This window comes from Occultella aeris (genome assembly GCF_902703175.1).
Classification (GTDB): domain Bacteria; phylum Actinomycetota; class Actinomycetes; order Actinomycetales; family Beutenbergiaceae; genus Occultella; species Occultella aeris.
Map to the genome: position 1 here is coordinate 17,522 of NZ_CACRYJ010000069.1, position 14,440 is coordinate 31,961.

Genomic DNA, 14,440 nt, shown 5'->3' on the forward strand with positions numbered 1-14,440 from the left:
CACGCCCGGATCCGACTTTGCCGCACGATGATGCCCCAAAGTGACTTCGGAGGGCATGGAAACCTAGGCGGGTACTGACAAAAGTGCTGGTGGCGTCACGTCCCAGTGGCGGGTCCCGTGGTGCTTCGCGGAGGGCGCCGTCGGGGTCGCCGCGCGGCCCCGGTGGCGCCGCTGGAGGCGGGGGACGCACTAGCATGTTCGGCAGGACTTCGGCGGCGGTGGGATCCGCGCCGCTTCTCGATCTGGAGGACCACGATGACCGCTGCGCCGCACGAGGCTGCGCCCGCACCGCAGAAGCAGGAGACCGTGTCGGTCCTGCTGTACAGCGACGACTACACGACCCGGGACGCGGTGAAGGTCGGCGTCGGCCGCCGCGCGTCGATCGACACCCCGAAGATCGCCTGGACGGACGCTGCGACACCGGCCGCGGTGATAGAACTCGTGGAGAACAACGCCTACGACCTCCTCATTCTCGATGGTGAGGCGGCCAAGCACGGTGGCCTGGGTCTGTGCCGCACGCTGAAGTCGGAGATCTACAAGTGCCCGCCGGTCATGGTGCTCATCGCCCGGTCGCAGGACGCCTGGCTCGCGTCCTGGTCCGAGGCGGACGCGGTGGTCACCTACCCGCTCGATCCGCTGGAGCTGCAGGAGTCGGTCGCGGACGTGCTCCGGGCGCGCCTCGTACGCTGAGTCGATGACCGCCGACGAGGGCCGCACTTGGCCGGACCTGATCGTGCGGCTGCTCGGTGGGTCCGATCTGTCCGCGGCGGAGACGTCCTGGGCGATGGATGAGGTGATGTCCGGGAACACCTCACCGGCCACACTCGCCGGGTTCCTCGTCGCCCTCGCGGCGAAGGGCGAGACGGTGCCCGAGGTCCGTGGTCTCGCGGACTCGATGATCTCCCACGCCGTCCCCATCGAGGTGCCCGGGGACGCCGTCGACATCGTCGGAACCGGCGGCGACCGGCACCGCAGCGTCAACATCTCGACCATGGCGGCGATCGTGGCCGCCGGCGCCGGGGTTCGCGTCGTCAAGCACGGCAACCGGGCGTCATCGTCGGCGAGTGGATCGGCGGACGTGCTCGAGGCACTCGGGGTCCGGCTCGACCTCGACCCACCGGCGGCGTCCCGGGTCGTCGTCGAGGCCGGTATCACGTTCCTGTTCGCGAACCACTACCACCCGGCGATGCGGCACGCCGCGGTCGCCCGGCGGGACCTCGGCATCCCGACGGCGTTCAACGTGCTCGGTCCGTTGACGAACCCGGCTCGGCCGCGGGCCGGCGCGATCGGGGTCGGCAACGCCCGGATGGCCCAGATCATGGCCGGGGTGTTCGCCGAGCGGGGCACCCGCACGCTCGTGTTCCGCAGTGCGGATGGCCTCGACGAGCTGGCGACGACGGCGCCCGCCACGGTCTGGGAGGTCACCGCTGCCACCGGTGGTGTGGTGCGCGAGCATGTCCTCGACCCGGTCACGGCGTTCGGGATGCCCCGGGCCACGCTCGAGGACATCCGCGGCGCGGACGCGACCTTCAACGCGGGCGTGGCCCGTGACCTGCTCGCCGGACGCACCGGCGCGGTCCGGGACGCGGTGCTGCTGAACGCGGCCGCCGCTCTCGTCGCGGACGGCAGCAGGCCCGGGACCGACGACGGAGACCTCCTCGATAGGCTCGGCGTCGGTCTGGCCCTGGCCGCCGCGTCCATCGACGACGGCGCCGCGGCCGCGGTCCTCGAACGCTGGATCGCCGTCAGCAACGCCTGAGGGGCCGGCGCGTCAGTCCGCGAGGCCGAGGTCGAAGGCGGCCTCGAGGTCGTGGCCGGAGTAGGTCTGGAACGCGATGTAGGACTGTGTGCGCAGCACACCCTCGACCTTGCTGATCCTGTCCGCGATGACGCCGGCGAGTTCCTCGTGCCGGCGGACGCGGACCATGGCCACGAGGTCGATGTCCCCGGTGACGGAGTAGGCCTCGCTCACGCCGTCGATGTCCGCGACCTCCTTGGCGACTTCGGGGATGCGGGCGGCGTCGGCGTCGATCAGGACGATCGCGGTGATCATGGGTCCTCCGTGGGTGGGGCAGCTTCGGGTACGGATCCATCATGCCGCGCCGACCCCGCGCGGCGCGTCGGCGAGCGCCGACCGGGAGCCACTCGTGGGCTCGGGCCCCTGTTCGCCGGCGTGCGCCCAGGGGTCAGCCGGCGTCTGCCCGACGGTCAGTGGTTCGTGCGGCCGCGCCCGGACGGTCGGACGCCGGGACGACGGGGACCTCGCCGGCGCGGCGGCCGAGCGCGGCCCGCTCGGTGTCCCGGGCCTGCGCCGCCTCCAGCTCACGCAGGTGCGCGGTAGCGCCGCCGATCGGCATGGCCCAACCCTGCGCGTCGGCCGCGTCGAACTCGATCAGCCGGGTGCCGTCCCGCTCCAGCCAGGTGGTGACCAACTCAGTCTCCTCGGCCGTTGCCGCACCACCGGCGACGTCCGGCTCGGCCACCTGTTCCCCGCCGGCGACGAGGGCGGAGATGGTCAGGTACGGGCTCGTGTCCCGTGGGCTGATCGCGGTGGCCGCGAGCCGCCCGTGACGCACGACGACGATCTCCCAGCCGCCTTCGGCGTGGGCGCGGGCAGCCACGATCTGCCGGGCTCGCTGGATCGGGGCCAGCCGCTGGGTGCGTGCCGCGCCGCGCAGGAACGCCAACAGCCGGTCCCGGTGCACGGCCGCCTCCTCGTACCGCTGCTGCAGACTCAGGTGGCTGATCGAGCGCCGCAGCGCGGCCACCACCGGGGCCGCGTCGCCACGCATGATCTGCTCGGCCGCCGCCACGGTGTCCTCGTACCGCGGCAGGCCTCCGCGGATCTCGGGTCCGCCGACCCCGGGTAGCCCGAGCGTCGCCACCCCGTCGGCGGGTGCCACGCACGGCGCACTGCACCGGCCCAGCTCGGCCAGCACGCAGGCGGAGGCGGCCGCCGCCGGGATTCGCGGCAGGCGCGTGCTGCACTGCCGCAGCGGCACGGTCGCCAGGATCGCCTCCACGGCCTGCTCGGCCCCGCGCCGGGACGCGAACGGGCCGATCGCCCGGTCCCGGGCCGAGCTGGGAACCGACCGCACGATGGACAGCCGGGCGTGCGCCTCGTCGGTGAGCCGGATCCAGGGGCGTCGCTCGGGGGCGCGCGAGCGCCGGTTGTACGGCGGCTTGTGCTCGGCGATCAGGCGCAGCTCGCGCACGCTCGCCTCGAGCGGGGTGGCGCAGGGGATAGGGCGTACCCCGGTGGCCAGGTCCACCATCTCCCCGATCCGGGCCCGCTTCTCGGCGGCGGTGAAGTAGCTGCGCACCCGCCGCTTGATGTTGACGGCGGTCCCGACGTAGAGGACCTCGTTCTTGGGGCCGAGGAACTGGTAGACGCCGGCGCCGGTGGGTAGGCCGTCCGCGAGGGTGGATTTGCGGCGCCGGGCGTGCGGGACCGGGTCGGCCGCCGTGGTCAGGTCCTCCAGGTGGGTGACCCCGAGCCCACTCATCCGGCCGAGCAGCGCGTGCAGCACGTCGACGGTTGCGCGGGCGTCGGACAGGGCCCGGTGGTCCGGCGTGGTCTCGGCATGGAACAGCGCCGCGAGCGTGCCCAGCTTGTGGTTGGGCGCCTCGTCCCGGGTGACCACCCGGCGGGCCAGCGCGACAGTGTCCACCACCTGCGGTCGCGGCCAGGCAAGGTCCATCCGGGCCGTGGCCGCCTTGAGGAATCCGACATCGAACCGGGCGTTGTGCGCCACCAGCACGCCGCCACGGGCGAACTCCAGGAACGCGGGCAGCACCTCGCTGATCGGCGGCGCCTCGATCACCATGGCGTTCGTGATCCCGGTCAACACGGTGATCATCGGCGGAATCCCGGTGCCGGGGTTCACGAGCGTCTGGAACTCGCCGAGCACCTCGCCGCCACGCACCTTCACGGCGCCGATCTCGGTGATCTCGCACGCGGTGGGGGAGCCACCGGTGGTCTCCAGGTCCACCACCACGAACGTCGCCTCGTAGAGGGGCGTGCCGACCTCGTCGAGGGCGAGCTGCACCGCTGACTGCCCGGACGCCAGGTACGGGGACCGCCCGGCGTCGATGAGGTCGAGGCGCCGGCCGGGGCGGGGCGGGTGCAGGAGGTTCTCGGCCATCCGTTCGAACGTTACGGCCCGGCACCGACAACGCCGGTGCGGCCACGCCGGGAGAGTCCCGGACGCGGCCACACCGGCGTGGGTGACGGGTAGCGTGCGTCAGTCGGCGCTGGCGCCGGCCCCGTTCGCCGCACGCGCCTTGGCGGCGTTGTCGTACATCGCCTCGATCCGGTCCGCGAAGTCGCGCAGCACCAGGTTGCGCTTCACCTTCAGCGACGGGGTCAGGTAGTCGTTGGCGATCGTGAAGTCGTCGAGCAGGATCTCGAACGTCCGGATCGACTCCGCCCGGGAGACCTTCGAGTTGGCCCGGTCCACCGCGCTCTGGATCGCGGCGACGACCGTCGGGTCCTTGGCCGCCTCCGCGACGGACAGTTCGCCGACCTCGTGGTTGGCGAGCCACGTCGGCAGCATCTCGGTGTCCAGGGTGACCAGCGCCGCGATGAACGGCTTCTGGTCACCGACCACCACGCACTGGCTCACCAGGGGGTGGGACCGGATCCGGTCCTCGAGCTGGGACGGCACCACGTTCTTCCCGCCGGCGGTGACGATGATCTCCTTCTTCCGACCGGTGATCTTCAGGTAGCCGTCGGCGGTGAGTTCGCCGAGGTCTCCCGTGTGGAACCAGTCGTCGGTGAACGACTCGGCGGTGGCCTCGGCGTTGTCGTGGTAGCCGCGGAAGACCGCGATCCCGCGGGCGAGGATCTCGCCGTCGGCGTCGATCTTCAGGCCCACGCCCGGCAGCGGCGGCCCGACGGTACCGATGACCGACTTGGACGGCACGTTGACGCTCACCGGCGCCGTCGTCTCGGTCAGCCCGTACCCCTCGAGAACGGTCAGGCCGACGCCACGGAAGAAGTGGCCGAGCCGCTCCCCGAGCGGCGCACCACCGGAGATCGCGAACTCGGCCTGGCCGCCGAGTGCGTTGCGGATCTTGTGCAGCACGAGTTTGTCCGCGAGCTTGTGCTGCAGCTTCAGCCCGAGCCCGGGTCCGCCGGTGTCGAGCGAGCGCGAGTAGTCACCGGAGACCTTCGCCGCCCAGCGGAAGATCTTCACCTTGCCGCCCGCGGCCGCCTTCTGCTCGGAGCTGTTGTAGACCTTCTCGAACACGCGCGGCACGGACAGGATGAACGTCGGCCGGAACGTGGCGATGTCCGCCATCAGCGTCTTCGTGTCCGGGGTGTGCCCCTGCGGTACGCCGGCGGTCACGCAGAGCACCTCGACGAACCGTGCGAACACGTGTGCCAGCGGCATGAACAGCAGGGTTCGCGACGCCTCGTGCAGGATCGAGGGCCCGAGCGCACCGACTGCATTGCGGGTCAGCTCCACGAAGTTGGCGTGGGTGAGCTCGGCGCCCTTGGGTCGGCCGGTGGTACCCGAGGTGTAGATGATCGTGGCCAGGTCGTCGGTGCGGAGCGCGTCGTAGCGAGCCCGGACGTCCTCGTCCGAGACCTGGGCGCCCTCCGTGGCGAGCTTGTCGAGGGCGCCGTCGTCGATGACCCAGGCCCGCCCCAGGTTGGGTGCCTCGGCGCGGGCCTCGTCGACCACGGCCAGGTGGCTGGCGTTCTCGACGACGATCGCCTTCGTGTCCGAGTTCGACAGGATCCACGCGGTCTGGTCGGCCGAGGAGGTCTCGTAGACCGGCACGGTGACGGCGCCGGCGTACCAGATCCCGAAGTCGAGGAGCACCCACTCGGCGCGGGTGCGGCTCATCACCGCGACCCGGTCCCCAGGTCCGATGCCCGCGGCGATCAGGCCCTTCGCGATGGAGGACGCCTTCTCGTGCATCTGCTGCGCCGTGATCGGGTGCCACGTCGAACCGCGGAGTTCCTCGATGAGCACTCGTCCGGGCTCCTTCGCGGCCCAGTCGGCGAGGATGTCCGGCGTGCTCATCTCCGGCGGGGTCTGGACGAGGAGGGGTGCCTCGTTCTGGTCCATATGTCTGGCTCCTTCGGCAGTGGTCGAAACTAGCTCAAGAGTACGTGCGCCCGACGGCTGCGGCGGGCAGCGGCGCGGCGATCGGCGGTGATCGTACGCTGATCCACTCAGGGCTCAGACTACGGCGCCGTCGTCGTCCGAGGGATCTTTCGGCATCCGCCAGAGCAGGATGCCCCATCCGATGAGCGAGCAGACGAGGGCGCCGACGTAGAACAGCTGCGGTGCCCCCGCCCACAGGATCAGGGCGAGCACGGTCGCCACAGGCCCTCCGATGGCGCCGATCCAGGCCATCGTGACGAGCGGGTCGGAGGTGTCCAGCGGTTCCGGCTCGGGCGGGACATAGCCGTGGTCGTCCTCGGTCTCGTCCACGCCGTAGTCACGGGGTCCGGGCCCGACGGCGGAGGTCGCCTCAGTCCGGTCCGGATCGTCGTCGAGATCGTCGTCCGGTTCGTCGCCGGCGTCGCCGGCGTCGTCCGCCGCTCCGGCGAGGCCGGGCTCGGCCGACCGGTTCAGCCGCTCGAGGTCCGCGGCCTGTTCGGTGAGTCCTTCGCCGAGCGGCCCGAGACGCGCGGTGATCTCGGCCCAGCTCGCCTCGACGTCCGCGTCGCTGGGCTCGCGGGCGCCGTCGCCGGGTCGCGGCTCTCCGCCCGAGGTGGGACCGTTCATCCCTTAACTCTAGGGTGAGTTCGACCCGTTCGTGTCGGCGGCGGGTGTCGAGCCGAAGGAAGGGACCGGCGCGTGTTCTATCGGTTCATGAAGGCGACCCTCGGCCGGTTCCTGCGGTGGTACTACCGGCCGTGGATCCGCGGGACGGAGCACGTGCCGCCATCCGGGGCCGCGATCCTGGCCAGCAACCACCTCGCCGTCATCGACTCCTTCTTCCTACCCGCGCTGCTCAAGCGCCCCGTCGTCTTCCTGGGCAAGGACGCGTACTTCACCGGACGGGGGATCCGGGGCCGGATCGTGGCCACCTTCATGCGCGGCGTGGGTACCATCCCGGTCGACCGCAGCGGGGGCTCCGGGGTGGAGGCAGCGCTGCGGACCGGGCTGGCCAGATTGGCGGCGGGGGAGTTGTTCGGCATCTATCCCGAGGGCACCCGCAGCCCCGACGGGCGCCTGTACCGGGGCAAGACCGGGATCGCACGGCTCGCGCTCGAGTCCGGGGCGCCGGTCATCCCGGTGGCGATGGTGGACTCCCACATCGCCCAGCCGATCGGGAAGCGGGTCCCGTCCCGGCACCGGGTCGGTGTGGTGATCGGGGCGCCCCTGGACTTCAGCCGCTACCAGGCGATGGCCTCGGACCGGTTCGTGCTGCGCACGGTCACCGACGAGATCATGTACGCGATCATGGGCCTGTCCGGCCAGGAGTACGTGGACGCCTACGCGGCGTCCGAGAAGTCGCGGATGGCCTCTCGCAGCGGCGAGCCGACGCCGACCGCCCCCGGCGGGCCCGGTGGCCGCCCGGCACCCGGTGGGCCCGGGAGCCGCGTCGCGGAGGCCTGAGCCGCGACGTCCCCTGACAGCCGTGTCCCTCAGTAGCATGGACGCCGCAGGTCCCGCCCCGCCCGAGTGAAAGGCACACCCATGTCCGAGTCCAAGCCGATCCGCCGGATCGCACTCCTCACCGCGGGCGGTTTCGCCCCCTGCCTCTCGGCCTCCGTCGCTGGGCTCGTGCGCCGCTACACCGAGGTGCTCCCGGACGCCGAGATCATCGCCTACCAGTACGGCTACCACGGCCTGCTCACCGGCACCTTCGTGGTGGTCGACGAACAGGCGCGCGCGAACATCGACGTCCTGGACGACTTCGGGGGCTCCCCGATCGGGAACAGCCGGGTGAAGCTGACGAACGCGAAGAACCTCGTCGAGCGCGGCCTGGTCACCGAGGGTCAGGACCCGCTGCAGGTCGCGGCCGAGCAGCTGCGCAAGGACGGCGTGGACGTCCTGCACACGATCGGCGGCGACGACACGAACACCACTGCGGCGGACCTCGCGGCCTACCTCGAGGACAACGGCTACCACCTGACCGTGGTCGGCCTGCCGAAGACGATCGACAACGACATCATCCCGATCCGGCAGTCCCTCGGCGCGAACACCGCCGCCGAGCAGGCCTCGATCTTCGCGCAGAACATCATCGGCGAGCACCGGTCCAACCCGCGGATGCTGATCGTCCACGAGGTCATGGGCCGGCACTGCGGCTGGTTGACCGCGGCCGCCGCCCAGCGTTACCGGTCCTGGTGGTCGGAGCAGCAGTGGAACCCGGCGCTGGGCCTGGCCAAGGAGCGTTGGGACGTCCACGCCGTGTTCCTGCCCGAGCTGAAGCTGGACATGGCGGGTGAGGCCGAGCGGCTGCGGGGCATCATGGACGAGATCGGCAACGTCAACATCTTCCTTTCCGAGGGGGCCGGGGTGCCCGAGATCATCGCCGAGATGGAGGCTGCCGGCGAGGAGGTCCAGCGCGACCCGTTCGGGCACGTCAAGCTCGACACCATCAACCCGGGCGCCTGGTTCGCGAAGCAGTTCGCCGCCCTCATCGGCGCCGAGAAGACCATGGTCCAGAAGAGCGGCTACTTCTCCCGCTCGGCCCGCGCCAACGATGAGGACCTCGCGCTGATCCGCCTCATGACGGACCTGGCCGTAGACAAGGCGATCGCCGGTGAGTCCGGCGTGATCGGCCACGACGAGGAGAACGACGACGAGCTCACCGCCATCGCGTTCCCGCGGATCGCCGGCGGCAAGGCGTTCGACATCTCCACACCGTGGTTCGGCGCCCTGCTCGGCGACATCGGCCAGAACGCCGTGGCCGCCGAGCCCGCCGAGCACTGACCTCGTCCAGCCCGAACCCCGGGCCCGCGCCGCCGGCCGGACCACGGTCCGGTCCGGCCCGGCGCGGGCCCTATCCTTGGTGCCGTGAGTGTTCTCCCTGATCCCGCGGTACTGGCCGGCCTCGACACCTTCCGCGACCTGGAGGCGAAGCAGCAGCCGAGCTGGCCCGACGCGCAGGCCCTCGCCGACGTGACGGCGAAGCTCTCCTCGGTGCCGCCGCTGGTCTTCGCCGGCGAGGCCGACAATCTGCGCGAGCGCCTCGGTGCCGCGTCCCGCGGGGAGGCGTTCCTGCTCCAGGGCGGCGACTGCGCCGAGACGTTCAGCGAACTCACCGCGGACAACATCCGGGACAAGATCAAGACGATCCTGCAGATGGCCGTGATCCTCACCTACGGGGCGTCCCTGCCGATCATCAAGATGGGCCGGATGGCGGGCCAGTACGCGAAGCCGCGCAGCTCGGACGCCGAGACCCGTGACGGCGTCACGCTGCCCGCGTACCGCGGGGACATCGTCAACGGGTTCGAGTTCAGCGAGTCGGCCCGGATCCCCGACCCGAACCGGCTCCTGGACGCATATCACAACTCGGCGACGACGCTGAACCTGATCCGGGCGTTCACCCAGGGCGGGTTCGCGGACCTGCGCCGGGTGCACGAGTGGAACCGCGGGTTCATGGCCAACCGTGCCTACGCCCAGTACGACACGTTCGCCGCCGAGATCGACCGGGCGATCCGGTTCATGCACGCCGCCGGTGCCGACTTCGAAGCGTTGCGCACCGTGGACTTCTTCTCCAGCCACGAGGGCCTGCTGCTGGACTACGAGCGTCCGCTGACCCGGATCGACTCCCGCACCGGGCTGCCCTACGACTGCTCCGCGCACTTCCTCTGGATCGGTGAGCGCACCCGCCAGCTCGACGGCGCGCACGTGGACTACTTCTCCCGGGTCCGGAACCCGATCGGGGTGAAGCTCGGCCCGACCAGCACCGGTGACGACGCGCTGGCGCTCATGGACAAGCTCAACCCCGACGGCGAGGCGGGGCGCCTGACGTTCATCACCAGGATGGGCGCGGGCAAGGTCCGCGACCTGCTCCCGGCCCTGGTCGAGCGGGTCCGCGCCGATGGCCGGCCGGTCGTCTGGGTGTGCGACCCGATGCACGGCAACGGGTTCACGTCGGAGAGCGGCTACAAGACCCGACGGTTCTCGGACGTGATCGACGAGGTCCGCGGCTTCTTCGAGGTGCACGCCGCGCTGGGCACGGTGCCGGGTGGGCTGCACGTGGAACTGACCGGCTCGGACGTGACCGAGGTGCTCGGCGGCAGCGAGGAGATCGACGACCTCGCCCTGGCACGCCGGTACGAGACGCTGGTGGATCCTCGGCTGAACCACCAGCAGTCCCTCGAGATGGCGTTCCTGGTCGCGGAGATGTTGCGGGGCGGGTGACCGGTGAGCACCCCCCACCATCCCGACCCGCCGCTGGAGCGGTCATTGCCGCCCGGGCAGTACTGGCGGCCCGAACCGCTGGTGATGCACTACGGCCGGGTGCCCAAGCCCCGCCCGGAGCGGTGGACGTTCACGGTCGGCGGCGCCACCGCGAGCGGCACCGAGCAGACCTTCGACCTGGACGCGATCCGAGGCCTGGAGTTCGTCGAGGAACTCGCGGACATGCACTGCGCCACCCGCTGGTCGGCCCTGGACCTGCGCTGGTCGGGCTACCGCGCCGCGGAGCTGCTCGAGCTCGCCCCGCCGGACCCGCGAGTGCGTGAGGTCCTGGTCTTCGCCGAGTACGGCTACGCCGCGAACCTGAGCCTCGACGATCTCGTCTCACCCCGGTCGCTGCTCGCCACCCACCTCGACGGCGAGGAGCTCACCGCCGAGCGTGGTGCCCCGCTACGTCTGGTTGTCCCGCACCTGTACACGTGGAAGGGTCCGAAGTGGGTGCGCGGCTGGAACTACCTGTTGCCCGATGACGGTGACCTCGGCTTCTGGGAGGAGCGCGGCTACCACGCCCATGGGGACGCCTGGCGGCAGGAACGGTACGCCTACCAGTCCGAGGACGCCAGGGACGAGGTCACACCACCGTCAGCACGATGACCGTGCCGGCGGGATGCATCTCGCCGGCGGGGACCGACTGGATGCGCACGGTGCCGAAGAAGGCACCGAGCACGTCCTCGCGCTGAACCTCGAACCCGAGGGCGGTGAGCGTGGCCGCGGCCTCCTCGTACTGTTTGCCGACCACGTTCGGCACCGCGAACAGCTCCGGCCCGAGCGAGACGATCACCTCGACCACGTCGCCGCGCAGCGCCGGTCCCTCGAGGGACTGACTGATCACGTCCCCGGCAGCGACGGAGTCGCTGTACGCAGCCGGCCCCAGTTGTGCGACCGCGCCCGCGGCCTCCAACTGATCGACCGCCGTCGCCTCATCGGCACCGACCACGTTCGGGACCGTGATCGGCTCCCGACCCGCGGAGACGACTAGCGTGAGCGGGGTGTTGTGCGCGATCGTCTCCCCGATGGCCGGGTCGGTCCCCATGACGGTACCCTCGGCGACCTCGGCGTCCCAGGGCCGACGCACCTCGGCCGAGACCTCGAAGCCGGCACCGGTCAGCGTGTCGAGCGCCTCGGCCTCTGGCGAGCCGGCGACGTCGGGCACGGTGAGCATCTCGATGCCGAGGGAGACCAGCACGGCGACCTCACCACCGTCGCGCAGCACGTCCTCGCCCGGACCCGGATCGGTCGAGATGACCTGCCCGGCTGGCACCTCGTCGTGGTACGCGGAGTCGGATGCCGGGCGCAGTCCGTGCCCCTCGAGCTCAGCGAGGGCAGCGGCCTCCTCGGCCCCGGTCACGTCCGGCACCGCGGTGTAGGCGCCAGGGCCGACGCGCAGGTACCACCAGCCGCCGGCGCCGAGCGCGAGCAGCACCACGAGGACGATCGCAACCACCCGCAGCCGACGCCGGCGCTTGCGCCGACGGGTGGAGCGGTGCTCCGCCGCGGCGGCGTCGGTGGCCGCGACCGCCCCGATCGGCAGCGCGATCGTGCCGGTGTGCCGGCTCACCGAGACGGTCTCGTCGCCGTCGGACTCCGCGTGGGCGTCGGCGACGATCTCGCCGACCTCGTCGGCCGGGGTGTCGGCCCGCACGGCCAGGGCCGCGGGGTCGAGCGTGGCTCTGGTGCGTCGCACCAGCGCGAGCGCGGCGCCGGCGTCGACCGGGCGGTCGCCCACCTCGCGGGCGGTCAGTGTGGCGATCAGGTCATCGATCTCGAGCGGCAGCCAGGGGACGTCGTCGGAGGCGGCCGGGATGGAGGAGTGCACGTGCTTGTACGCGACCTGGATCGGGGTCTCGCCCTCGAACGGCGGGTGCCCGGTGAGCATCTCGTAGAACAGCACCCCGACGGCGTACACGTCGGCACGGGCGTCGGCGTTGCCCGAGGTGACGATCTCGGGGGAGAGGTAGGCGACGGTTCCGAGCAGGTTGCCGGTGCTCGCCGCCGTCGCCTCGGTGACGGCGCGGGCCAGGCCGAAGTCGGCCACCTTGACGCGCCCGTCGGCGGCGATCAGCACGTTCTCCGGCTTCATGTCCCGGTGCACCAGGCCGGCACGGTGCGCCGCGGCCAGAGCGTCAAGGATGGACTCGAGGATGTCCAGCGTCTCACCGAGGCTGAAGGCGCCCTTGGCCCGCAGCGCGCGCCGGAGGTTGCGCCCGTCGACGTATTCCAGGGTCAGGTAGTTGAGTTCGCCCTCACTGCCCTGGTCGTAGACGCCGACGATGCCCGGGTGGGTGAGCCGTGCCGCGGCCCGCGCCTCCCGCCGGAACCGCGCTGCCACGTCCACGCCCTCGGCGAGGTGCGGATGCATGATCTTCAGCGCCACCTGCCGGTCCAGGCGCCGGTCGGTGGCCAAGTACACGGTCGCCATGCCACCACGGGCGATCCGTGAGGACACCTCGTACCGACCGTCGACCAGGCGGCCGATCATCGGGTCGGTGAGGGTGCTGGCCATGGCCGTGAGTTTACGGTGCTACCTCGCCGATCCCGGCGCTTGCCGCGTGCGTGTCACCGCACCGTGCACACGGCCTGCCCAGGTTGGCCTCAGTAGCGCGCCATCAGCGTCTGCACATTCGCCACATACCGGCGGGTGTCGTCGTACAACCCGTTGCGGTTGACCGATCCGAGGCCCTGGTAGTAGCCGCCGATCGCGGACTGCAGGTCCGGCGCGGTACGGACCAGGGCGCGCAGGATCGCGACCCCCGCGGTCACGTTGTCCTGTGGGTCGAGGAGGTTCAACCTCCGCCCGACCAGGTCGGAGGCCCACTCGCCGGAGGACGGGATGACCTGCATGACCCCGACCGCGTTCGCGGGGGAGACGGCTCGCATGTTGAAGCCTGACTCCTGCTGGGCGACCGCCAGCGCCAGCGCCGGGTCGACGCCCATGGAGACGGCCGTGGCCCGGATCATCTCCTGCATGGCCGCTCGGCTGGGCACGGACACACCGAGCAGGGTGGCCGCGTTCGCATTGGCGGCGGCGTTGACGTCGTCGGAGTAGGTGTAGTGCAGGAACGTGTTCGGCACGAGTTGGGTGGAGCCCGGGATGGTGAGGGTCTGCCCGATGCGGATCAGGGCCCGGGAGTCGAGGCCGTTCGCGGAGACGATCGCGGACGCCGTGGTGCCATAGCGGGACGCGATTCCCGAGACGGTCTCGCCCGGGCGCACGGTGTGCGAGGAACCGCCCGACGGCGCCGGAGCAGCCTGGGTGGGTGCGGCAGCCGGGGTGCCCGAGACGGCCCCGCTGCCGGGGATGGTGAGGGTCTGTCCGATGCGGATCAGGGCCCGGGAGTCGAGGCCGTTCGCGGACACGACCGCCGAGACCGTGGTGCCGTGCCGGGCCGCGATCCGGGAGACCGTGTCGCCGCTGGTCACGGTGTAGGAACCGCCGGAGGTCGCGGGTGCGGCCGGGGCAGGGCTGCTCGGAGCTGGGTTGTTGGAGCTGGTTGCGGCGCCCGGGATGGTGAGGGTCTGCCCGATCCGGATGATGGCGCGGGAGTCGAGACCGTTCGCGGACACGATCGCCGAGACCGGCACGTCGAACCGAAGCGACAGGTGGCCGACAGTGTCACCGGCGCGGACGGTGTAGAGGCTGTCACCAGCGGCCCGGGGTGCAGGCGCGACGTTGCGGAGCGTGGGCGACAGGCCCGCGCCTGCGCTCTCCGTGGTGATCCGGGTGGCTCGGCCGTCATGCTTGCCGAGCAGGTGTGTCGGCAGGTGGCCCGGGCTGCGCTGCGGCTGTTCCTCACTGTGCGGCTGTGCTGCCGCTGGAGCCACCGATGAGGCGAGCCCCATCGCGGCCACGGCGCTGAGCGCTCCGGCGGTGGTCAGGGCTGAGCCCCAGCGGGCTGAGGCGTGTCTTGGCCGTGCGGTGCGATCCATGGGTTCCCCCGGGTGTTTCGGACGGACATCACGGCGTGTCGCCCGTGACTGATGTGGCAATTGAGGTATATGTGCCAAAAGTGACAGTAGCGTGGCCGTCTGGTGACGACAACCCC

General features: G+C 71.4%; 12 protein-coding genes. 6 read left to right on the plus strand and 6 right to left on the minus strand.

The features are described 5' to 3' along the window. Positions 1 to 255: 255 nt before the first annotated feature. Positions 256 to 690 carry a response regulator transcription factor gene (locus HALOF300_RS25210; protein ID WP_156743644.1) on the plus strand — a complete coding sequence of 145 codons (435 nt, stop codon included), beginning with the start codon at positions 256 to 258 and terminating at the stop codon, positions 688 to 690. A gap of 4 nt (positions 691 to 694) precedes the next feature. Continuing rightward, positions 695 to 1,759 (plus strand): anthranilate phosphoribosyltransferase, encoded by a 1,065-nt coding sequence (gene trpD / locus HALOF300_RS25215; protein ID WP_156743645.1) that lies wholly within the window; start codon positions 695 to 697, stop codon positions 1,757 to 1,759. Positions 1,760 to 1,771: 12 nt separating this feature from the next. Here the strand turns inward: trpD and HALOF300_RS25220 are convergent, their stop codons facing one another. The 4 genes from HALOF300_RS25220 to HALOF300_RS25235 form a co-directional block, all read right to left on the minus strand. After that, a complete protein-coding gene (locus HALOF300_RS25220) occupies positions 1,772 to 2,053 on the minus strand; it encodes an Lrp/AsnC family transcriptional regulator (protein ID WP_154794366.1) in 282 nt (93 codons plus the stop codon). 133 nt (positions 2,054 to 2,186) lie between these two features. After that, positions 2,187 to 4,145, minus strand: coding sequence for a DEDD exonuclease domain-containing protein (locus tag HALOF300_RS25225; protein ID WP_156743646.1), 1,959 nt, complete (start codon positions 4,143 to 4,145; stop codon positions 2,187 to 2,189). Between the two features lie 99 nt (positions 4,146 to 4,244). Continuing rightward, complete coding sequence (locus tag HALOF300_RS25230; RefSeq protein WP_156743647.1) at positions 4,245 to 6,080, minus strand: AMP-dependent synthetase/ligase; 1,836 nt, start codon at positions 6,078 to 6,080, stop codon at positions 4,245 to 4,247. Between the two features lie 114 nt (positions 6,081 to 6,194). Continuing rightward, positions 6,195 to 6,746 (minus strand): hypothetical protein, encoded by a 552-nt coding sequence (locus HALOF300_RS25235; RefSeq protein WP_156743648.1) that lies wholly within the window; start codon positions 6,744 to 6,746, stop codon positions 6,195 to 6,197. A gap of 87 nt (positions 6,747 to 6,833) precedes the next feature. Here HALOF300_RS25235 and HALOF300_RS25240 point away from each other — a divergent pair, with 87 nt between their 5' ends. From HALOF300_RS25240 to HALOF300_RS25255, 4 genes are all read left to right on the plus strand, one after another. After that, complete coding sequence (locus tag HALOF300_RS25240; RefSeq protein ID WP_156743649.1) at positions 6,834 to 7,583, plus strand: lysophospholipid acyltransferase family protein; 750 nt, start codon at positions 6,834 to 6,836, stop codon at positions 7,581 to 7,583. A gap of 81 nt (positions 7,584 to 7,664) precedes the next feature. Then, positions 7,665 to 8,903: a pyrophosphate--fructose-6-phosphate 1-phosphotransferase gene (locus HALOF300_RS25245; RefSeq protein WP_156743650.1), complete on the plus strand. Its 1,239-nt coding sequence runs from the start codon at positions 7,665 to 7,667 to the stop codon at positions 8,901 to 8,903. A gap of 84 nt (positions 8,904 to 8,987) precedes the next feature. Further along, on the plus strand, positions 8,988 to 10,340 hold the full coding sequence (locus HALOF300_RS25250) for a class II 3-deoxy-7-phosphoheptulonate synthase (RefSeq protein ID WP_156743651.1): 1,353 nt from the start codon (positions 8,988 to 8,990) through the stop codon (positions 10,338 to 10,340). Between the two features lie 3 nt (positions 10,341 to 10,343). Then, entirely contained in the window at positions 10,344 to 10,991 is a 648-nt protein-coding gene (locus HALOF300_RS25255; protein WP_231955766.1) for a molybdopterin-dependent oxidoreductase, read from the plus strand. On the opposite strand, the gene pknB is transcribed toward HALOF300_RS25255, so the two are convergent. Then, positions 10,969 to 12,900, minus strand: a complete 1,932-nt coding sequence (gene pknB / locus HALOF300_RS25260) for a Stk1 family PASTA domain-containing Ser/Thr kinase (RefSeq protein ID WP_156743652.1) — start codon at positions 12,898 to 12,900, stop codon at positions 10,969 to 10,971. The genes HALOF300_RS25255 and pknB overlap by 23 nt on opposite strands. Before the next feature lie 89 nt (positions 12,901 to 12,989). Beyond that, entirely contained in the window at positions 12,990 to 14,324 is a 1,335-nt protein-coding gene (locus HALOF300_RS25265) for a lytic transglycosylase domain-containing protein (RefSeq protein ID WP_231955767.1), read from the minus strand. Between the last annotated feature and the right edge of the window lie 116 nt (positions 14,325 to 14,440).

Coding starts and splice junctions, on each gene's coding strand:
- HALOF300_RS25245 (WP_156743650.1), top strand. CDS start 7,665: ATGTCCGAGTCCAAGCCGATCCGCCGGATCGCACTCCTCACCGCGGGC.
- HALOF300_RS25225 (WP_156743646.1), bottom strand. CDS start 4,145: ATGGCCGAGAACCTCCTGCACCCGCCCCGCCCCGGCCGGCGCCTCGAC.
- trpD (WP_156743645.1), top strand. CDS start 695: ATGACCGCCGACGAGGGCCGCACTTGGCCGGACCTGATCGTGCGGCTG.
- HALOF300_RS25210 (WP_156743644.1), top strand. CDS start 256: ATGACCGCTGCGCCGCACGAGGCTGCGCCCGCACCGCAGAAGCAGGAG.
- HALOF300_RS25220 (WP_154794366.1), bottom strand. CDS start 2,053: ATGATCACCGCGATCGTCCTGATCGACGCCGACGCCGCCCGCATCCCC.
- HALOF300_RS25265 (WP_231955767.1), bottom strand. CDS start 14,324: ATGGATCGCACCGCACGGCCAAGACACGCCTCAGCCCGCTGGGGCTCA.
- HALOF300_RS25240 (WP_156743649.1), top strand. CDS start 6,834: ATGAAGGCGACCCTCGGCCGGTTCCTGCGGTGGTACTACCGGCCGTGG.
- HALOF300_RS25235 (WP_156743648.1), bottom strand. CDS start 6,746: ATGAACGGTCCCACCTCGGGCGGAGAGCCGCGACCCGGCGACGGCGCC.
- pknB (WP_156743652.1), bottom strand. CDS start 12,900: ATGGCCAGCACCCTCACCGACCCGATGATCGGCCGCCTGGTCGACGGT.
- HALOF300_RS25230 (WP_156743647.1), bottom strand. CDS start 6,080: ATGGACCAGAACGAGGCACCCCTCCTCGTCCAGACCCCGCCGGAGATG.